The sequence below is a fragment of the Streptomyces achromogenes subsp. achromogenes genome (assembly GCF_000720835.1).
In the GTDB taxonomy this organism is placed as follows: domain Bacteria; phylum Actinomycetota; class Actinomycetes; order Streptomycetales; family Streptomycetaceae; genus Streptomyces; species Streptomyces achromogenes.
On sequence record NZ_JODT01000049.1, the window covers coordinates 30,999 to 49,392 of the forward strand.

Annotated in this window: 18 protein-coding genes and 1 pseudogene; 9 read left to right on the forward strand and 10 right to left on the reverse strand. The window is 72.6% G+C overall.

Annotated features, from left to right (window positions below):
• Window positions 1-10 precede the first annotated feature (10 nt).
• The 5 genes from IH25_RS0134010 to IH25_RS0134030 are packed head-to-tail and all read right to left on the reverse strand — an operon-like array spanning window position 11 to window position 5,492.
• Window positions 11-1,270: an MFS transporter gene (locus tag IH25_RS0134010; protein ID WP_030619800.1), complete on the reverse strand. Its 1,260-nt coding sequence runs from the start codon at window positions 1,268-1,270 to the stop codon at window positions 11-13.
• Window positions 1,267-2,325, reverse strand: coding sequence for a dipeptide epimerase (locus IH25_RS0134015; RefSeq protein ID WP_030619802.1), 1,059 nt, complete (start codon window positions 2,323-2,325; stop codon window positions 1,267-1,269). The genes IH25_RS0134010 and IH25_RS0134015 overlap by 4 nt, the downstream gene beginning before the upstream one ends.
• Window positions 2,246-3,409, reverse strand: coding sequence for a PLP-dependent cysteine synthase family protein (locus IH25_RS0134020; protein WP_030619805.1), 1,164 nt, complete (start codon window positions 3,407-3,409; stop codon window positions 2,246-2,248). Before IH25_RS0134020 ends, IH25_RS0134015 begins: the two co-directional genes overlap by 80 nt.
• Window positions 3,406-4,239, reverse strand: a complete 834-nt coding sequence (locus IH25_RS0134025; RefSeq protein WP_030619810.1) for a Rossmann-like domain-containing protein — start codon at window positions 4,237-4,239, stop codon at window positions 3,406-3,408. The genes IH25_RS0134020 and IH25_RS0134025 overlap by 4 nt, the downstream gene beginning before the upstream one ends.
• Window positions 4,236-5,492, reverse strand: a complete 1,257-nt coding sequence (locus IH25_RS0134030; protein ID WP_030619813.1) for an ATP-grasp domain-containing protein — start codon at window positions 5,490-5,492, stop codon at window positions 4,236-4,238. The genes IH25_RS0134025 and IH25_RS0134030 overlap by 4 nt, the downstream gene beginning before the upstream one ends.
• Window positions 5,493-5,679: 187 nt before the next feature.
• On the opposite strand from IH25_RS0134030, the gene IH25_RS0134035 reads away from it, so the two are divergent.
• Both IH25_RS0134035 and rpmF read left to right on the forward strand, forming a co-directional pair.
• Entirely contained in the window at window positions 5,680-6,270 is a 591-nt protein-coding gene (locus IH25_RS0134035; RefSeq protein ID WP_051754352.1) for a GNAT family N-acetyltransferase, read from the forward strand.
• 30 nt (window positions 6,271-6,300) lie between these two features.
• Complete coding sequence (rpmF, locus tag IH25_RS0134040; RefSeq protein WP_030619819.1) at window positions 6,301-6,471, forward strand: 50S ribosomal protein L32; 171 nt, start codon at window positions 6,301-6,303, stop codon at window positions 6,469-6,471.
• Window positions 6,472-6,542: 71 nt separating this feature from the next.
• On the opposite strand, the gene IH25_RS0134045 is transcribed toward rpmF, so the two are convergent.
• On the reverse strand, window positions 6,543-8,852 hold the full coding sequence (locus IH25_RS0134045) for a beta-L-arabinofuranosidase domain-containing protein (protein WP_030619821.1): 2,310 nt from the start codon (window positions 8,850-8,852) through the stop codon (window positions 6,543-6,545).
• Window positions 8,853-9,194: 342 nt separating this feature from the next.
• On the opposite strand from IH25_RS0134045, the gene IH25_RS0134050 reads away from it, so the two are divergent.
• A complete protein-coding gene (locus tag IH25_RS0134050) occupies window positions 9,195-9,965 on the forward strand; it encodes a class I SAM-dependent methyltransferase (protein ID WP_030619824.1) in 771 nt (256 codons plus the stop codon).
• A 223-nt stretch (window positions 9,966-10,188) separates the two neighbouring features.
• Complete coding sequence (locus IH25_RS0134055) at window positions 10,189-10,923, forward strand: dienelactone hydrolase family protein (protein ID WP_030619827.1); 735 nt, start codon at window positions 10,189-10,191, stop codon at window positions 10,921-10,923.
• A gap of 6 nt (window positions 10,924-10,929) precedes the next feature.
• Here the strand turns inward: IH25_RS0134055 and IH25_RS0134060 are convergent, their stop codons facing one another.
• Together IH25_RS0134060 and IH25_RS0134065 are read right to left on the reverse strand one after the other, a co-directional pair.
• Window positions 10,930-11,928: a nucleotidyl transferase AbiEii/AbiGii toxin family protein gene (locus tag IH25_RS0134060; RefSeq protein WP_030619830.1), complete on the reverse strand. Its 999-nt coding sequence runs from the start codon at window positions 11,926-11,928 to the stop codon at window positions 10,930-10,932.
• Window positions 11,925-12,584, reverse strand: coding sequence for a hypothetical protein (locus tag IH25_RS0134065; protein ID WP_037656189.1), 660 nt, complete (start codon window positions 12,582-12,584; stop codon window positions 11,925-11,927). Before IH25_RS0134065 ends, IH25_RS0134060 begins: the two co-directional genes overlap by 4 nt.
• A 178-nt stretch (window positions 12,585-12,762) precedes the next feature.
• Between IH25_RS0134065 and IH25_RS0134070 the strand changes: the two genes are divergently transcribed.
• The gene (locus tag IH25_RS0134070) at window positions 12,763-13,143 is read left to right on the forward strand and encodes a VOC family protein (protein ID WP_030619833.1); all 381 of its coding nucleotides are present in this window, start codon (window positions 12,763-12,765) and stop codon (window positions 13,141-13,143) included.
• 59 nt (window positions 13,144-13,202) lie between these two features.
• Here IH25_RS0134070 and IH25_RS0134075 read toward each other — a convergent pair whose 3' ends face one another.
• Window positions 13,203-14,120, reverse strand: a complete 918-nt coding sequence (locus IH25_RS0134075) for an MBL fold metallo-hydrolase (protein WP_030619835.1) — start codon at window positions 14,118-14,120, stop codon at window positions 13,203-13,205.
• Window positions 14,121-14,357: 237 nt separating this feature from the next.
• Between IH25_RS0134075 and IH25_RS0134080 the strand changes: the two genes are divergently transcribed.
• The 3 genes from IH25_RS0134080 to IH25_RS0134090 all read left to right on the forward strand — a co-directional run bounded on the left by IH25_RS0134080 (window position 14,358) and on the right by IH25_RS0134090 (window position 16,642).
• On the forward strand, window positions 14,358-14,567 hold the full coding sequence (locus IH25_RS0134080; RefSeq protein WP_030619837.1) for a hypothetical protein: 210 nt from the start codon (window positions 14,358-14,360) through the stop codon (window positions 14,565-14,567).
• Entirely contained in the window at window positions 14,554-15,945 is a 1,392-nt protein-coding gene (locus tag IH25_RS0134085; protein WP_030619839.1) for an Asp-tRNA(Asn)/Glu-tRNA(Gln) amidotransferase GatCAB subunit A, read from the forward strand. The genes IH25_RS0134080 and IH25_RS0134085 overlap by 14 nt, the downstream gene beginning before the upstream one ends.
• 133 nt (window positions 15,946-16,078) lie before the next feature.
• Window positions 16,079-16,642 carry a TetR/AcrR family transcriptional regulator gene (locus IH25_RS0134090; RefSeq protein ID WP_030619841.1) on the forward strand — a complete coding sequence of 188 codons (564 nt, stop codon included), beginning with the start codon at window positions 16,079-16,081 and terminating at the stop codon, window positions 16,640-16,642.
• A gap of 355 nt (window positions 16,643-16,997) precedes the next feature.
• On the opposite strand, the gene IH25_RS0134100 is transcribed toward IH25_RS0134090, so the two are convergent.
• Window positions 16,998-17,768, reverse strand: coding sequence for an IS5/IS1182 family transposase (locus tag IH25_RS0134100; RefSeq protein ID WP_030619843.1), 771 nt, complete (start codon window positions 17,766-17,768; stop codon window positions 16,998-17,000).
• Between the two features lie 326 nt (window positions 17,769-18,094).
• Between IH25_RS0134100 and IH25_RS43250 the strand changes: the two are divergent.
• Window positions 18,095-18,295, forward strand: a pseudogene (locus IH25_RS43250) (cold-shock protein); the annotation flags it as partial.
• Window positions 18,296-18,394: the final 99 nt, after the last annotated feature.

The following is an 18,394-nucleotide window of genomic DNA, read 5'->3' on the forward strand; positions in this document are numbered from 1 at the left end:
GGGTGTCTCCTCACACGGGCGCCGGTACGGGCGCGGCGACGGCGGGCAGGACGCGGCGGCGGTGCAGCCAGGCCACGCCGGCGGCGGAGGCGAGCCCTGAGGCCAGACAGCACGCCCAGGGCAGCCAGGGCGCGCCCGCCCGGCCGGCGGTGTCCATGGCCCAGCCGACGACGGTGTTGCCGACGGCGGCGGCGACGCCCGACACCCCGTAGAACAGGCCGAAATACGTACCGGTCAGCTCCGCGCGGCCGAAGCCGGGGATCAGCTCCATCACGAACGGCTGGGCCGTCATCGCGCCCAGCTGGAGCAGCAGGGCGCCGGCCAGCACGGGCACGGCGCGCAGCACCGCGTCCGCGGGACCGACGGGAGCCGTCCCGTACCCCGTCACCGCCATCGGCGGTACGAAGGACAGCGCCATCAGCACGAGCCCGGCGCCGATCCAGCGCGCCCTGGCGCCCCGCGTCTTCAGCGCGTGCGTGACCCGCAGCTGGAGCCCGAGGCCGGCGAGGGTGCCGACGAGGAACACCAGCCCCGCCGCCCCGTCCCAGCCGGTCGCCCGCCGCGCCCCGTCGGGCAGCAGCAGGTAGAGCTGGTTCTCCATGGTGAACATGCCGGCCATCGCCAGGGCGAACAGCAGGAAACGGCGGTTGCCGGCCACCTCCCGCCAGTCCCCGAGAAAGCCGCCGCGGGCCGGCGCGACCTCGTGGGCCGGCAGGACGAGTGCCTGCGCGAGGGTGAGGACGGCGAAGATCCCGGCCGCCGTGAGCGCGCACACGCGGAAGTCGGCCAGCAGCAGCGCGCTGCCCAGCAGCGGCCCGATCAGCGCGCCGGCGGTCGCGAACACGTTGAACAGGGCGAACGCCTCCGCCCTGCGGTCGCCCGCCGCCAGCGCGAGATAAGCGCGCACCGCCGGGTTGAACAGCGCCCCGGCCAGCCCGCTGAGCACCGAGGCGGCGAGCAGCACCGGGAGCCCGTCGCCGAGCGCGAACAGCCCGAAGCCGACGGTACGCAGCGCGCACCCGGCGATGACGACCCCCCGTGCGCCCAGCCGGTCCGCGGCCGAGCCGCCGATCAGGAACAGGCCCTGCTGGCTGAGGTTGCGCACGCCGAGGACGATGCCGACGACCGCCGCCGACATCCCCAGGTCCTCGCCCAGGTGCACCGCCAGGTAGGGGACGAGCAGGTAGAAGCCGGTGTTGACGCCGAGCTGGTTGACGAGCAGCAGCCGGATCGCGAGCGGGAAGCGGCGTATCTCGTGCCACGTCCTCATGGCGCCGCCCCCTCGGTGCGACGGGTGCGGGGCCGCACTCCCAGGCCGGGTTCCCGGCCCGCCCGTACGGTGCCGTCGTGGCCGCCGATGCCGGTCCAGGGGTCGTCGGCGAGGAGCAGGTGCCCGTCGAGGTCGGCCCAGCGGGCGCGGTCGGCGAGGTGCACGGCCGGGGCGATGCCCAGGGTGCTGGCGGTCAGACAGCCGAGCATCAGCTCGGTGCCGCTGCCCTCGATCAGCTCGGCGATCCGCAGCGCCGCGTGCACGCCGCCGCACTTGGCGAGCTTGACGTTGATGCCCTGCACCCGCCCCGCGAGACGGCGGGCGTCCTCGACGCCGACCGCGTCCTCGTCGGCGATGACCGGCAGCGGCGACCGCTCGGCGAGCCGCGCGAGCGCCTCGGGGTCGCCCGGCACCAGGGGCTGCTCGACGGCCTCGACGCCCAGGTCCGCGAAGCGCGGCAGCAGGCGCTCGGCGGTGTCCGCGTCCCAGGCGCCGTTGGGGTCCAGCAGCAGCCGGGCGTGCGGAGCGGCGGTGCGTACGGCCCGTACGCGCTCCACGTCCTCGGCGGGGTCCCGGGCGCCGGCCTTGATCTTCAGGACGCGGAAGCCGTCCCGGACGAGGCGGGCGGCCTGCGCCTCGGCCCGGCCGGCCGGGATGACGCCGATGGTGCGGGCCGTCTCGGCGGCCGGAGCCGCCGGGGCTCCGAGGAGCTCGTGCACCGGGACGCCGGCGCGCTTGCCGACGAGGTCGAGCAGCGCGGACTCGACGGCCGCCACCACGGCGGGCGGAGCGTCGTGACGGTCGCCGTCGCGCAGGGCCTCCAGGGCACTCTCGGGTGCGGCGAAGCGGGCGAGCCACCGCGCCTCCACGTGCAGCAGCCGGGTCAGGGTCTCGGCGTCGAGACCGTAGTAGACGCTGGTGACGGCCTCACCGTGGCCGTGCCGCCCTTCGTGTGCGACGGTCAGCCAGACGGCCTCACGGTCCGCCATAGTGGAGCGGGATATGCGCAGCGGCTCGGTGAGACGCAGGTGGGCGGTGCGCTGACTGGCCTTCACAGGGGTTCTCTTCCGTAGGGGTGACGAGCAGGGGATCGCGGACGGTCCGGCACCGCGCCCAGCCGGTCGCCTCCACGGCCCCGGGGTGCGGGATCTCGACGGGGCGGGTGGCGGCGCGGGCCGGGTCGAGCCCGTGGGCGGCGGCGAAGTCGTCGTCGTACACGCTGCCGAGATAGCGGTGCGGCCCGTCGGGGAAGACGGTGGCGACCACCGCGCCGGGCTGCACCCGGGCGGCCCAGGCGGCGACGAGGGCCACGGCTCCGGTGCTCCAGCCCCCGCTGACGAAGTTTCCGGCGGCCAGCCGCCGGCAGGCGTCCGCGGCCTCGGCCGGGCCGACCCAGTGCACCTCGTCGAAGGCGTCGTAGGCGACGTTGCGCGGGTGGATGCTGCTGCCCAGGCCCCGCATGAGCCGGGGCCTGGCCGGCTGGCCGAAGATCGCGGAGCCGGTGGCGTCCACCCCGATCAGCCGCAGCCCCGGCCAGTGCCGTCGCAGCGGGCCGACGACGCCGGCGCTGTGGCCGCCGGTTCCGACGCTGCACACGAGGACGTCCAGGTGGTCGAGCTGGGTGGCCAGCTCGGCCGCCAGGGACGCGTAACCGGCGCTGTTGTCGGGGTTGCCGTACTGGTCGGGCCAGTACGCGCCGGGCAGCCGTGCCAGCAGTTCGCGCAGCCGGGCGAGCCGGGCGGCCTGCCAGCCGCCCTCGGCGGCCGGGCGGTCCACCAGCTCCAGCCGGACGCCGTAGGAGCGCAGCAACCGCCGCATCGACGGCTCCAGTTCGATGTCGCCGACCAGCACGATGGGATGGCCGAGGGCCTGCCCGGCGAAGGCCAGGCCGACGCCGAGGGTTCCCGAGGTGGACTCCACCACCGGTGCGCCCGGCCGGAGTTCACCGCGCTCCCGGGCGCCGAGCAGCATCGAGACGGCCGCGCGGGCCTTCATGCCGCCGACGCCGAGCGCTTCCAGCTTCGCCCAGAAGCCGGGGTGCGGACACGGCAGGTCGACGGTGATGCGGGCGAGCGGCGTACGGCCGAGCAGGCCGAGCAGTTCGCGGTTGCCCGCCGGGCTGAGGACGGCCGTGGTCACAGGGCGGCTCCGTAACGGTGGACGGTGCCGGGGCCGCCGTCCAGCCAGAAGAAGGGGTAGGGCTCCGCGCACACCGCGCTGACCCCGGCGCCGATGAGGCGCGGCAGGACGGCGCTGCCGGTCTGGGCGAACATCACCAGCTCCTTGCCGTGCCGCAGGGCGTGCTCCCGCAGCGGCTCGAAGCTGCCGTTGCCGAGCGTCATGCCGGAGGCGAGGATCGCGTCGCAGCGCTCCAGTTCCGCCTGCGCGTCGGTCCGCACCGGTTCGCCCCACTCGGTCGTGCCGCCCTTGAGGTCGCACGGGACGTACCCCAGCCCGCGCCGGCGCAGCGCCTCCAGCAGCGAGTTGACGACGCCGACCACGAGCACCGTGCTCCCGGGCGGGGCGCCGAGCAGCTCCACGACCGCGCGGGCCCGGGCCCGCGACTTCCGCAGCGACGTGCCCGCCGGCAACGGGCAGGGCCGCGCGCCGTTGGCGGGGACGTGCGGCCGGACGTGCATCAGGTACGCGTCGAGGGCGGCCACGCGCACCGGCGGCAGCTCGTGGCCGAGGAGCCGGGCGACGTCGGCTCCGACACAGTCCTCGACGGCCCCGTCCGGCAGCGTGCCGGGCTCGACCGCGCACGAGCCGACGGCTTCGGCCAGGCGCAGGCTCAGCACCTCGTTGCGGTACCCACCGGCGCGCCCGTCGTGGCGTACCGCCTGCCGGGTGGTGAACGCCACGGTGATGCGCTGGGTACACGGGTCCGGTCCGAGGCGGCCGTCGAGAACGCGCCGGACGAGATCGTCGTACGAGGACGCCGTGGGCCGTATGCCGGCGAGGGCGGTCATCGGGTCACCACCCGGGGGCGCAGCCCGGCGAGCAGGGTCTCGACGCGGTCGCGTGCGCCGGGCCCGTCGGCGTCACCGGCCATGATGTGGCCGAGGTACTCGTTGTTGCTGGCCGCCGCCCGCACCGCGGTACCGGGCCCGGGGAGCCGGACTTCCAGCACACCGGCCGCGGCGCGCACCTCGTCGGCGCCGTCGACCGCCGCCAGCACGCCGTCGCCGTCCGGCACGAGGAAGGCGATGGCGGCGCTGGTGAGGCCGGTGTCCGCGCGCCGCAGGTCCGGTGCGCGGCCGAGGGCCACCGCGACACCGGCGGCGGCCAGGTCGATGCCGGTCACATGGCGTACCAGCTCGGTGATGCGGTTGCCGGCCGGGCGCGGATTCACCTCCACCAGGCGTGGCCCGCCGGGCGTCAGCTTGATCTCGGTGTGTGCCACGCACGCGTCGAGTCCGAGTGCCTTCAGCGCGTGCAGCGCCGTCCGTTCGGCCGCCTCGGTGTCGGCGGGCGAGAGCGTGGCGGGGAACATGTGCCCGGTCTCGATGAAGGCGGGAGCGCCGCCGACACTCTTGTCGGTGACGCCCACGACGTGCGTGGTACCGCCGTGGGTCACGGTCTCGACGCTGACCTCGGGCCCTTCGAGGAGCTCTTCGAGGAGGACGACGGGGGAGCGGCGCTGTCCGCGGGCGTTGACGGGGAAGCCGGCCAGCGCGCGGTAGGCGTGGGCCAGGGCGGGTTCGTCGTCCACGCGCCGTACGAACATCCCGGCGCACAGGTCCACCGGCTTGAGCACCAGCGGGTAGCCGAGGTCCCGGGCCGCGGCGGCGGTCTCGGCCCAGTCGCCGCAGACCGCGAAGCGGGGGCCGGGGACACCGGCCTCGGCCAGGATCCGGCGGGTGGCGTCCTTGCGGCACGCGTTCTCCACCGCCTCGGGGGCGGGGCCGGGCAGCCCGAGCCGCCCGGCGATCCGCGCGGCGGTCGGGAGGTAGTAGTCGCAGGAGGTGATCACCCCGTCGAACCCCAGGCTTTCGTGGGCCCGTTGGACGAAGGGCAGCAGTGCCTCGACGTCGTTCGTGTCGGTGGTCAGCACATTGCGGGCGGCGAGCAAGGGGTGTGCGGTGCCCTCGGGGGCGGAGCGCAGGTAGTGGTGGAGGTCGCGGGTGAGGAAGGTGAACTCGTGCCCCTCCTCGCGGATCGCCCGTGGCAGCAGTCTGCTCATCGATCCGACCCAGCTCTCGACCATCAGCAGATGAGCCACGGCATCCCCTTTTCACGGCGTGGACGAAGGACTGCTGGCACGCCGACGGCGTGTCGCCCATGCGTCGGCTTGACCGAGGGGGACCTTATCGATATTCGTTTTCATTGTCATCTGATGCGGCGTCGGTTCTCCGCATGCGAGACTCGCGCCCCCGCCCCTGGCACCTCCCGCACCCCAGGAGACCGAGATGAGCCGCCCCCCGTACCCGCCGTACGTCATCCGTCCCGCCACGGCGGCCGACGTGGAAGGCGCACGGCGGCTGATGCTGGACACCTTCTACCGGGACTTCGGCTACGGCTACGTCCCCGAGTGGCATCGCGACGTCGTCGACATCGGGGCCACGTACCTGGACCACCCCCGGCACATCCTGCTCGTCGCCCGCCACGGTGACGAGGTGGTGGCCACGACCGGCGTGCGGTCGGCGGGGCCGGCCCATCCGCCGCACCCCCGCCGGCTCGCCGAGCGCTATCCGCCGGGCAGCACCGCCCAACTCGTCCGCGTCTACGTACGCCCCGGACACCGCCGTCGGGGGCTGGCGCGGAGGCTGGTGCGGCAGGCGTGCGGCTTCGTCGCCGGGACCCCCGGTTACGACAGGGTCTATCTCCACACCAACGTCGACGTGGAGGGCGCGGAGGCCTTCTGGCGCGGCATCGCGCAGGAGGTGTTCGACGCGCGCACCACGGGCGAGCACGGTCCGGGCGTCGGCACCGCGCACTTCGAGATCCCCCTGCGCGGCAACCCCTGGCTAGGAAACGGGAATCATTTTCATCTAGAGTAGGCCGAGTCCCGTTTCCGACCTGGAGTTCCCATGGCTGTCCCGAAGCGCAAGATGTCCCGCAGCAACACGCGTCAGCGCCGCGCCCGGTGGAAGGCGAACGCGCCCCGGCTCGTGCCGGTCACGGTCGACGGCGTGTCGTACCTGGTGCCGCGGCGGCTGGCCAAGGCGTACGAGCGCGGCCTGCTGCGTCCGGAGGGGTGACGTACCTCTGCTCGGCGGCGCGAGGGCGGCGGCCATGGCCGCCGCCCTCAGGTGCCGGTGCGGTCGGGCCGTCACCGCACGATGCGCCACCGGTTGTCGGCCGTGCCGTCGTCCGGGGCCTGCACCGCGAAGGCGCCCATCGCGGAGGAGTTGTTCTCGATACCGAGCAGTTTCCCGCTGTGCGCGTTGCGGATCTTGAAGGTGCCGTCACCCTGGTCGATCAGGGTCCACCGGTGGTCGGCGGTGCCGTTGTCCGACCACTGGAGCACGGCGGCGCCGTCGGCCGTGGACATGTCCCGTACGCCGAGCACCTTGCCGCTGTGCGCGTTGCGGAAGCGGACGGCGTCACCGTCGGGGACCATCTCCCAGTCGTGGTCGGCGGTGCCCGAGTCGCTCCACTGCAGGGCGCGGCCGCCGTCGGCGGTGGACATGTCCTGGATGCCCAGCACCAGGCCGCCGGCCGCGTTGGCGAGCCGGACGGTCGCCGCACCCCCGGTGTTCCAGTAGACGGTGTAGTTGTGGCCGTGCGCGTCGTGGAACGGGCCCAGGGCGACGGGGGAGCCGTTCGCCGTGGCGGTGAAGGCGAGCGCGGTGGAACTGGTCCGCCTGATCGAGGAGACGTCCAGGGCGGGGAGCGAGCCGAGCGCGGTGTCACCGTAGTCGCCGGCCAGGACGACCGGCCCGTAAGTGACCGTGGCGACGGCGGGGTTGTCGTTGGCCGGCCGCAGGACGGTGCGCATCGGCAGGCGGACGGTCACGGTGTCGCCGGAAGTCCAGGCGCGGGTCAGGGCCGCGTAGCTGCCGGGGGCCGTGGCGATGTCCTGGACGACGCCGTTGACGCTGACGGTGGCCCCGGCGGTCCAGCCGGGGATGCGGACGCGCATCGTCCAGGTCCCGCCGGCGTTGCCGGTGACACGCAGGGTGGTGGTGTCGCTCGCCGGGTACGACGTGGTCTGGGTGACGGTGATGCCGCGCTGCGTCCAGGTGAGCACCGAGGGCACGAACAGGTTCACGGTCAGGGTGGTGCCGGCGTGGAAGTACACGGAGTCCATCAGCCGGGTGTGCATCTCCAGGCCCGTGCCCTGGCAGCACCAGAAGGTGGTGTAGTCGGTGCTCCAGGTGCCGCCGCCCCAGGCCGGCCCCACGCCCCGCCGGCCGCCGGGGTTGAGCGGGGTGAAGTAGGTGACGTGCCCGTGCGGATCGGCCGGGTTCTGCTGGCCGATCATCTGGTTCAGCCACGCCTGCTCGTAGAAGTCGAACAGCTCGGCCCGGTCCGGCGTCAGCGCGAACAGCTCCCGGGTCAGGGTGAGCATGTTGACGGTGTTGCAGCTCTCGCAGGTGTCCTGGCGCAGGTAGGCGGCGATGGCGTCCGGGGCGCGGAAGTGCTCCGCCTGGCTGTTGCCGCCGATGGCGTAGGTGTGGGCGTGGACGCAGAAGTTCCAGGCGTTGGTGGCGATGTCCCGGTAACGGGTGGCGCCCGTGGCCTTGTACGCGCGGACGGCCCCGATCCACTTGGGCACCTGGGTGTTGGCGTGCAGCCCGGCCAGCCGGTCCTGGCCCGCCGCCAGCGGGTCGAACACCGCGGCGTGGTCGAAGCGCTGGGCGACGGTCAGCCATCGCGCGTCGCCGGTCTGCTGGTACAGGTCGGTCAGCACGGCGTTCATACCGCCGAACTCCGTGCCCAGCATGGCCTGGAGCTGCGCGGTGCTCAGCCGGCCGGTACGCCGGTCGACCCAGCCCGCCAGGGCCAGCAGCACCTCACGGGCCTGCGTGCTGCCGATGTACCGCCACACGTCCAGCAGACCGGTCAGCGTCTTGTGGATGGTGTAGTACGGCACGTTCCCGTTGGACAGGGTGCGCGCCTCCAGGGCGGTGAAGTCGGACTCGGGATAGCCGGAGAGGTACCCCGCGCCGAACCCGGCGGCGCCGTTGTTGGCCTGGCACTTGGCCAGCTCCGCGACCATGTACAGGGCCTTGTCCCGGCAGACGGTGTCCCCGGTCACCGCGTACGACTGTGCCCACGCGGTGAGGAAATGCCCCTGGACGTGGCTGCGGAAGGGGAAGTCGGGAGCCTCCCAGCCGCCGGTCGCGGCGGCTCCGTTGGTGGACAGACGGTGGTTGGCGCGGAAGTTGTACAGCAGCCGGTCGACGTCGACGAACCGCAGGTAGCTCTGGGTCCGGTTCTGGTTGTCCAGCCATCTGCTCGCGGTCAGCCTGACCTGGCCGAGGTCGAAGGGGAGGGCCTGGGCCCCGATGTCGGGCCGGGCGGGGGGTACGACCGCGTGGGCGGCGGAGCCGCCGAGGACGGGGCCCACGGCGGATGCCGCGGCGGTGACCCCGGCGAGCTGGAGGAGACGTCGTCTGCTGACGGAGGAGGACATGGACACACCCTTTCGGTGAGAGCCCGTGCTGGTGGGGGACGCGCGGCGCGCACCTCCGGCATCCGATATATCGAACATTGTTCGCGAAATCGTCGAGAACATAGTTGGGCGACCGACGGGCCGTCAATGTCCTCGACGTCCGCGATCGGCCGCCGGGAGTTCATCCCGTGAAGGGGCGTACGCCGGGCCGCTCGACCGCTTCGGTGCGCCCCGTGCGCCGCGCGCCCGAAGGCGTGTTTCCCGCCGGGCGGACCCCTTCGTCGTGCCACTGTGGCGTCGCCGAAAGGGCACCGGTGGTGTGCCGGACCGGGCATGCCGCCGCGCAGGGAGGGAGCGTGGGACGTGGAACTGCGGAAGGCCGGGCGGGTGGGCGTCGCGGGGACGGACGACGACGCCTATCGAGAAGCCTTGGACATGTTCCTCTCCAGGACGGACGAGAAGGTCACCACCCACGCGTACCTGCGCCGGGTGGTGGACCGGCTGCCCGCCCGGCGGACGTTCCTGGACATCGGCGCCGCCCAGGGCACGACAACGCGGTATCTCGCCCCGTACTTCGAGCGCGTCGTGTGCGTCGAGCCGAGCGCGCCCATGCGGCGCGCGCTGGCGCGGGCGTGCCCGCGGGCGGAGGTGGTGGCCGAACCGGTCGGCGAGGCCCGGGTGGACGCGCGGGCCGATCTGGCCCTGCTGTCCCACGTGCTGTACTACATCCCCCGTACGCAGTGGGCGGCGACGACGGCACGCGTCATGGAGTGGGTGGCGCCGGGCGGCGTCCTGGTCGTGCTGCTGCAGGATCCCGACAACGCCTGCATGCGCATGGTGCGTCACTTCACCGGCCGCCGTTTCGACGTGCGGGAACTCGTCGGTGAACTCGCCACCCTCCCACCCGGACTGGTCGGCCGCACCGAACTGGACGCCGTACCCGCCCGCTACCACGGCCGCGACCTGGAGGAGACCCTCAGGGTCGCCGACTTCCTCCTCGGCGTCCCCGGCGCCCCGCCCCCGGCCCGTGAGGCGGTCGAGGCGTACGTACGGCGGCACTTCGGCAACGAGGACGGTACCTACACCATCCGCCACGACCAGCACGTACTGCGCATCGAACGCCCGGCATCCTGAGCACGCGGCGGCGACTTGGGTTCGTCCGATGGGCTACGGTGTCGGGCATGAATACCGGGACGGCATCGCGCCACGCACGGACGGGTGACCCGGTGCCGCCCTGAGCGCCGTGCGGGCCGGTGAGGGCCCCCTGTTCGGCCAAGGGTCTCGCGCCGCCGCGCGCGCCCCGCCCCCCTGTCGTGTTGATCGCGGGTCCGACACATCAACCACGACAGGAGAGTTCATGCCCACCAAGACGCTGCTGATCCCGACCGCCGACGGCCTGGCCGACGCCTTCGCCGCCTTCCCCGACCACGGCGAGCGGCACCCGGCGGTGCTGATGTACCCGGACGGCTTCGGCATCCGGCCCGCCCTGCGGGAGCTGGCCCGGGAGCTGGCCGGGCACGGGTACTACGTGCTGGTCCCCAACGTCTTCTACCGGCACGGCCCGGCACCGGTGATCGGACTTCCCGAGCACATCGGAGAAGCGGACCGGCCCGAGATCTTCGCCCGGCTGATGCCTCTGATCGAGGCGCACACCACCGAACACGCCCGGCGCGACGCCGAGTCCTACCTGGAATTCCTCACCACCCGGCCGGAGACCGGCACCGGACCGGTCGCGGTGACCGGTTACTGCATAGGCGGCCTCCTGGCGGTGCGCACCGCCGCGGCCCACCCCGGTCACGTGGCCGCCGTCGCCGCGTTCCACGCCCCGGTGGGCGCCGACGGCCCCGGCCTCCTGTCCAGGCTCACCGGCCAGGCCCACTTCGGCCACGCCGAAGGAGACTTGACCCCCGAGGCCCTCGGCGAACTCAACGAGGCCCTGGATGCCGCGGGGGTCGGCTACACCTCCGAGATCTACCCCGGCACCGTCCACGGCTTCACCATGCCCGACACCGACGCCTTCAGCCCCGCCGGACTGCGCCGCCACTGGGACCGCCTGCTCCCCCTGCTGGACCGGGCACTGTCCGACCGGTGAGCCGGATCAGCCGGTGGTGTCCTCGAACGTGGGGGTGACGGCCCGTACGAGCCGGTCGGCGTACTCCCGTTCGGCGTCGCGGAAGCGGGGGTACTCGGTGACGAAGTGCTCCCACTCCACGAAGCCGACCGCCTCCGTCACGTCCTCCAGCAGGACCTTCTCGCGGTACGGGTACGGCCACTCGCCCGAGAGCCGGAACACCTCGTGCAGCAGCTCGTAGCGGAGCGGATGCCGTTCGGCCAGCAGCACGGCGTCGTACAGGTCCTTGCCTTGGGCGTGCACATCGTTGATCAGCCACATCAGCTTCCAGGCCAGGGACAGCTCCGGCGTGGCCGCCTGTACGACCGTGCCGCCCGGCAGTTCGGCCGGCGCGGGTTCCTCCGGCAGCCGCTCGTTGAAGACGAAGTCCAGCTGGACGTGGCCGCCGGGCAGCCCGGGCGCGCCCCACGGCAGCACCATCCGGCGGCCCGGTACCCGGTCGTAGGTCCAGATGTCCTCGACCACCGCACCCCGCGCCGAGATCCCGATCCCGTGCCCGCGCGCGGCGGCCACGTCCTGTGCGGCCGCCGCGATCCCGCGCAGCATCCGCTCCGTGCGGCCGTCGTCGACCCGCCAGGTGTGCGGGACGACGACGAAGTCGAGGTCACCCGGCTCGCGGGCGGACTCCGGGAACCACACCGACATCAGCACGCTGCCCCGCAGTACCAGCGCCTCCCCCCACTGCGACGCGGCGATGGCGTCCAGCACGAGGCGCAGGGCCCGGCGCCGGGCCGCCCGCCACCGTGCGTCCCGCGCCGGGTCGCCGAACCGAGGGTCGGTCGCGCGGTAGGCGTTCCGGTGGTGCTTCAGCGACGGGTCGAAGACGGGACGCTGGACCACGTCGTCCCCGGGCACCCACCGCAACGTCCTCGGCAGGTCCGCGGCCTTGCGCGTGGCCTCGTCCAGCGGCTCCCGGGGCAGCTCGGTGTGCCACCGGCCGAACCGTTCCCACGACGTCCCGCTCATGTCCGTACCCCCACAGGCTCCTGGATCCAACCGTCGTCCACGGACAGGTCGCTGTCGTACAGCACGAACTCCCGCTCCACGTCCAGCACGACGCACCCGCCCAGGTCCGTCAGCAACCGCTCCAGCGCCCGTCCCGCGCCGTCCGCGCCCACACCGCGGCACCGCTGCGTCACGAACCGCTCGTGCCGTGCGCCGGCCCGCACCCGACGGGCGTTCCACGACAGATGGGCGCCGTGCGGCACGACCCGGGCGGCGAGAGCGTCCAGGTCGGTGTCCGCGCCGAGCAGCAGCTTCACGTGGTGTTCGAAGTAGCGCTCGTCGTCCGCGCCGAGCAGCACCGGTACCTCCGGAGCCCAGGGCACGGACTCGGTCTTCACGCGTACCGGCTCGAAGCCGTCCGTCCGCAGCCTCGCGACGACGCCCCGCACCCGCGCGGACTGCTCGGCGTACGACGCGGAACCGGACAGGGTGAGCATGGGCTGCTCGCGCATCCGGCCGCGCGCCAGCACGATGTGGGTGAGCTTCAGACCGGCCACGGCCGCCCACCGGCGCAGCCGCGCCCATGCGGCGGGGCCGGCGCAGCGGACGGTGACATGTGATTCGTACAGGCAAGCGGACACCCGGGGATCGTGCCAGATCAGGGCCGTTCCGGGCATCCACGTTTCCCCGGACGGCCATGGGCCGGGCACGGTGTTCACGCCAGGCGAGGGCGCCGAAAATCCTTAGCGCCCGCTCGTCTCGCCGTATACGGTCTCGACCGTGTTCCCGCTGTGGGGAGGCCGAGAGCTGCGCGCGGCCGTCCGTCAGCTCCCGCGCTGAGAGTAGGTTTGGTCGATGGCATGTCGTATCGGTGAGCTGGTGCTGGGTTGCCGCGAGCCCGAGGTGCTGGCCCGGTTCTGGTGCGAGGTCCTGGACTTCGTGGTGCTCGGCCGCGAAGACGACGGCAGTATCGAGATCGGGCCGCGTGAAGGGTTCGGCGGTGCGCAGCCGACGCTCTTCCTCAGCCGCAGGGACGAGCCGGAGCCGGGCAAGTCCCGGCTGCACATCGACGTCAACGCCACCGACCGCGACCAGGAAGCCGAACTCGAACGGCTCCTGAGGCTCGGGGCGCGCCGGGCCGACATCGGCCAGACCGGCGAGGAGTCCTGGCACGTCCTGGCCGACCCCGAAGGCAATGAGTTCTGCCTGCTCAAGGCTCGCATCAAGCCGCTGTGACGGTGCCGCGCCCCGGCCGTCCCACGAAGCCGCAGGGCGGTAGAGCCGCGGGGCGAGCGTCAGGCCGCGACCTGCGCCGGGACCGGTACGAGCCGGTAGGCGTCCTCATGGGTGACGACACGGCCGACGGTGGGCGGTGCGAAGTGGGTGCCCAGGAGAAGCGTCCCGGTGCCGGCGAGCGCGCCGAGCAGTGAGCGGCGCGTCGCCTCGGACCGTTCGGGGTCGATGTCGACGCAGGCGCCGACGGCGGGATGGGCGAGCTGGACCGGGTGGTGGACGCAGTCGCCCGTGATCAGGGCCCGCTGTCCGCGGCTGGTCAGTTCGACGGCGAGATGACCGGGGGTGTGCCCGGGCGTGGGGATCAGGCGCAGGCCCGGGACGACGCGGACGCCCTCGGCGGGCACGTCGACGAGGTCGAGCAGCCCCGCCCGCTCCACCGGGATCACGGAGTCGCGGAACATCTGCCTGCGCGGCTCCTCCATGTCGTACCCGGCCCAGAACTCCCGCTCGGCGCGGGAGGTGAGGTGGCGGGCGTGGGGGAAGGTGGGAACCCACGCGCCGTTCACCTTCCGTGTGTTCCAGCCGACGTGGTCGGCGTGCAGGTGGGTGAGGATCACCAGGTCCACCGATTCCGGGGGGAATCCCGCGGCGGTGAGGCGCTCGAGGTAGTCGGTGTCCAGGTCGTGCCACGCGGGATTGGCCCGCTCCTTGCCGTTGCCGATGCCGGTGTCCACCAGGACGCGCCGCCCGCCGACGGTGAAGGCGAAGCTGTGGCTGTCGAGGCGCAGGACCCCCGCGTCGTCCGCGAAGTGCGGGCGCAGCCAGTCCTGCCCGGCGACGAGGTCCGGGGTGGCACCGGGCAGCAGCCACGGTCCGGTCGCGGGCGGCAGGGGGACCTCGTCGACGCGGTGGACGACGAGGTCGCCCACGGTCCAGGAGGGGACGGCGGTCGGGCCGGTGGGCGGGGGAGTGCTCATGATCCGTCGTTTTCCTCGGGGGGAGAGGGGTGGGGAACGGGGTGCGGGCGCGCGGTGGTCCGGCGCCGGGCCGGGGGGTAGACCGCACCGCTTAAAGCCAACTGTTTGCGTTAAGGGACAGTAGGCCCTAGAGTCCGGTTAACGCAAACATTTAGCTTTTGGTGGCGCTCCGCCGCTCCTGCCGTTGAACCCGCTCCGGACCGCCCCAGCCCACTCCAGCTCCGAGGGAGAACGCCCATGTCCTCCGCCGAACTCACCCCAGCGGAGGCGGCCCGCTGGGCCGCCCGCGCCGGGCTCCCACTGCCCGCCGACCGGCATGCCGTGGTGGCGGCCACCGCCGACCACATCCACTCCGTCGTCGCGGTCCTGCGGGAGCTGGACCTCGGGGACACCCCGCCCGCCCTCGCCTACCGCGCGGAACAGGAGACGCACGATGCAGCCGTATGAACTTCCGCTGAGCGCCGCGGCCGAAGCCATCCGGGCTCGGCAGTTGTCCCCCGTCGAGCTGGCGGACTCCGTCCTCCAGCGCGTCGAGCGGGTGGAGCCGCACCTCCGGGCGTACGTCGCCGTCACCGCCGAACACGCCCGCCGGGCCGCGCGCGAAGCCGAGGACGAGATCGCGGCAGGCCGCCACCGCGGTCCGCTGCACGGCATTCCGATGGCCCTGAAGGACCTGATCGACGTCGCCGGCGTGCCGACCTCCGCCAGCTCCCGGGTCAGAGACGGCCACAGGGCGCGGGCCGACAGCACGGTCGCCGCCCGGCTGTCGGCGGCCGGCGCGCTCCTGATCGGCAAGACCCACACCCACGAGTTCGCCTATGGTCTGACCACCCCGCAGACCGGCAACGCCTGGGACACCGGCCGGGTCGCCGGCGGCTCCAGCGGAGGATCCGCCGTGGCCGTCGCCGCGGGCACCGCCACCTTCGGCCTGGGCACCGACACCGGCGGGTCGATCCGGGTGCCCGCCGCGCTCAACGGAGTGGTCGGCCTGAAGCCGACCTACGGCCTCGTCCCCCGCCACGGCGTCACCTCGCTGTCCTGGTCACTGGACCACGTCGGCCCCCTCACCCGCACCGTCGAGGACGCCGCCCTGGTCCTCACCGCCCTCGCCGGACACGACCCCCGCGACCCCGCCTCCCTGACCACTCCCGCCACGGACTACCGGCCGACCGTAGGCACGGACCTCACGGGGCTGCGCGTCGGCGTGCCCCGCAACTACTACTTCGAGCACGTGGACGTGGAGGTGGAGGCCGCCGTCCGGTGCGCGATCGACCAGCTCGCGGCCCTCGGCGCACACCTGGTGGACGTCGAGATCCCCATGACCCGCTACATCCAGGCCACCCAGTGGGGCCTGATGGTGCCCGAGGCCACCGCCTACCACGAGCGCACCCTGCGCACGGTCCCCGAGCTGTACCAGGCCGACGTCCGCGTACTCCTCGAGGCCGGCGAACTGATGCCCGCGGGGGACTATCTGCGGGCCCAGCGCGCCCGCACCCTCATGCGGCGGGAGTGGGCGCGCATGCTGCGGGAGGTCGACCTGATCGCCGCCCCCGCCGTCCCGGCGACCGCGGTCAAAGCCGGCCAGGAGACGATCACCTGGGCCGACGGCACCGTGGAGAACGTCTCCGACGCCTACGTACGCCTGTCGTCCCCCGCCAACATCACCGGAGTGCCCGCCCTGACCGTACCGGTCGCCCTCGACGCGGCGGGCCTGCCGATCGGCATGCAACTGCTCGGGCGACCGCTCGCGGAGAGCGTGCTCCTGCGGGCCGGCCACGCCTACCAGCAGACCCGGCCGGCACCCACACTCGCACCGGCGGTCTGAGAACCGCCCGGCCCCGCCGGCCCTCCGCGCCCGGCCGGACCACCCCGGCCCGGCCGGGCGTGCTCAAGTCCCACGCGGAGGGGAGGCGGGCCGCCCGTACTAGACGCAATGAATGAGCTTTAAGCTGGGTTCCATGAGCAGGCAGATGGTGCGCCCCGGCGGGCGCAGCGCCCGGATCCAGGCGTCCGTGCACGCCGCCGTACGCGAACTCGCGGCGGAGCTGGGCCGGGACGCCCTGACGGTTCCGCTGGTCGCCCAGCGCGCGGGCGTGACGCCTTCGACGATCTACCGCCGCTGGGGGGATCTGCAGGAACTGCTGTCGGACGTCGCGGTGGAGCGTCTGCGGCCCGACACCGAGCCCGAGGACCACGGCACCCTGGCGTCCGACCTGACCGCCTGGGCCGAACAGTTCCTGGACGACATGACCGCCCCCGCCGGCCGCGCCTACATCCGTGACGCACTGCTCGGCGACCCGGACGGCGGCAACGCCGGCCGGTGCTCCGACTACGCCGCCGCGCAGATCGACGTCATCCTCGCCCGGGCCGCCGAACGCGGCGAGCACACCCCCGGGACCGAGACGGTCATGGACCACGTCGTGGCCCCCCTGATGTACCGCATCCTCTTCCGCCCTGACGGACTCGACGCCTCCTACGCCCGGCGACTCGTGGCAGGAACGCTCGCCCCCCACCACCGGTGACCGAGGCCGACCTGGGCGAGGACTACGCCCGCCGGCCGGTGCCCTCTCTGTTGCCCGGCGAACCCATCCGGATTATGAACAGCTCGCATGTCTCAGTCCCCCTTCTGTCTCAGCAACGCCCAGGTGAGACCCAAGAGTGATCCACTACGGAGCGCGCGGGTGAGTGTCTCAGCGACAGCCGCGAACCGTTGCACGTTCGTGACCCATGAGCCTGACCTCTGGATGCTTCTTGCAGGGTCCGCATCGAGTGGGCATCGCAGAGTCATTGACTGCTGTTCTTGTCGACCAAGGCCACTAAAGGGTGTTGCAGAAGGCCGTGATCAGGCAGGTCGGGACGGTGTTCGAGACTGTGCGGTCATGCGGTGAGGGCGAGGTTGTGCATGCGGGCAACGGCCTGGACGGCGTGGTGGAGGCCGTCGCCGCGTTGCCGGCAGTCGCGGAGGATCTTGTAGTTCTTCATGCGGGAGAAGGTGTGCTCGACGCGGGCCCGGATCTTGCGATGCTGCGCGTTGTCCTCTTCCTCGCCTTTCAGCAGCGGCCGTCCGGGGCGTTTGCGGTGCGGGACGATCAACCCGGTGTTGATGTAGGCATCGTCGCCGAGGACCGTCACACCCTCGCAGTGGGCGGCCAGTCCCGAGTCCCGCCAGGCTTTCGCGTCCGCCGTGGTGCCGGGCACCGGGCGGGCCGCGGCCACCACCAAGCGGGTCTCAGCGTCCACGATGACCTGCACGTTTGCCGAGAACCGGTAGTTGCGCGAAGACGCGCCGATCTTGCGGTCGCGGACCGGGACGAGCGTGCCGTCCACGATCCACAACCGGTCAGCGGCATCGGCACGCGCGCGGGCCGGCTCCACCGCCAACAGCGGACCGAGCCGCTGGATCACCCGGCACACCGTTGCCGGGGAGACGCCGAACAGCGGGGCAAGCTGCCGCATGGTGAGGTTCGTACGGTAGTACACGGCCACCAGCAGCACCCGCTCGGCCAGCGGCAGCCGCCACGGCCGACCCCACCCGCACCCCTCACCACCGCGTTCCCGGACCGCTTTCAACAGCCGGCCGAACTGATCGACCCGCAACCCGGTGAACGTCTCGACCCACACCCGCTCAGCCCTCAACACCCCACCCATACAAGGAAGATGCCCTGATCACGGCCTTCTGCAACACCCTTTAGTCTCGTGCGCTGTCGTGTTGAGCTGCATGTCCGTCTCCTGGTATCGCGCCGACGTGGTCACGACGGGGTTATGGATCAACCTAGGAGCTCGGGCCTGTGGATAACGGCCGTAGAGAATCACGTCCCGTGGCCACCGATAATGCGCGGCTGAATGAACGACTCGGGCCGCTTGTGACCTGAGCGTTCTCGCGGTGAGGACGGACCTCTCCGTGTAGCGTCAGGGTCAGCTGTCGTGGTTACGAAGTACCAGTCGCCCGTGCGCGATGCGCACGGGCGATTCCGCTGTTCACAGTCTCTGAGGACCAGGGCGATCACCTCTGGCTCCCGCACGGTGCGGGAGCCGACTTCGAGTCCCCTTGGAGGGCGCAATGGCCAGCCGGAACCGTCAAGTGGTTCAACTCGGAAAAGGGCTTCGGTTTCATCGAGCAGGACGGCGGCGGCCCCGACGTCTTCGCCCACTACTCCAACATCGCCAGCTCCGGTTGTCCAGGTACTCGTGTGAGTGCACCACCGAGTACGAAGTTATGTGCACCACTCGTTAGGCCACGTCGGTGTCCCGTTCGATGGCCTGAAGGCGGTTCT

Bases quoted from the DNA above. Each gene is read 5' to 3' on its own strand.
- IH25_RS0134090 (WP_030619841.1), top strand. From the start codon at position 16,079: ATGAGCAGGCAGATGGTGCGCCCCGGCGGGCGCAGCGCCCGGATCCAG.
- IH25_RS0134035 (WP_051754352.1), top strand. From the start codon at position 5,680: ATGAGCCGCCCCCCGTACCCGCCGTACGTCATCCGTCCCGCCACGGCG.
- IH25_RS0134070 (WP_030619833.1), top strand. From the start codon at position 12,763: ATGGCATGTCGTATCGGTGAGCTGGTGCTGGGTTGCCGCGAGCCCGAG.
- IH25_RS0134025 (WP_030619810.1), bottom strand. From the start codon at position 4,239: ATGACCGCCCTCGCCGGCATACGGCCCACGGCGTCCTCGTACGACGAT.
- IH25_RS0134055 (WP_030619827.1), top strand. From the start codon at position 10,189: ATGCCCACCAAGACGCTGCTGATCCCGACCGCCGACGGCCTGGCCGAC.
- rpmF (WP_030619819.1), top strand. From the start codon at position 6,301: ATGGCTGTCCCGAAGCGCAAGATGTCCCGCAGCAACACGCGTCAGCGC.
- IH25_RS0134010 (WP_030619800.1), bottom strand. From the start codon at position 1,270: ATGAGGACGTGGCACGAGATACGCCGCTTCCCGCTCGCGATCCGGCTG.
- IH25_RS0134075 (WP_030619835.1), bottom strand. From the start codon at position 14,120: ATGAGCACTCCCCCGCCCACCGGCCCGACCGCCGTCCCCTCCTGGACC.
- IH25_RS0134085 (WP_030619839.1), top strand. From the start codon at position 14,554: ATGCAGCCGTATGAACTTCCGCTGAGCGCCGCGGCCGAAGCCATCCGG.
- IH25_RS0134060 (WP_030619830.1), bottom strand. From the start codon at position 11,928: ATGAGCGGGACGTCGTGGGAACGGTTCGGCCGGTGGCACACCGAGCTG.
- IH25_RS0134080 (WP_030619837.1), top strand. From the start codon at position 14,358: ATGTCCTCCGCCGAACTCACCCCAGCGGAGGCGGCCCGCTGGGCCGCC.
- IH25_RS0134100 (WP_030619843.1), bottom strand. From the start codon at position 17,768: ATGGGTGGGGTGTTGAGGGCTGAGCGGGTGTGGGTCGAGACGTTCACC.
- IH25_RS0134045 (WP_030619821.1), bottom strand. From the start codon at position 8,852: ATGTCCTCCTCCGTCAGCAGACGACGTCTCCTCCAGCTCGCCGGGGTC.
- IH25_RS0134065 (WP_037656189.1), bottom strand. From the start codon at position 12,584: ATGCCCGGAACGGCCCTGATCTGGCACGATCCCCGGGTGTCCGCTTGC.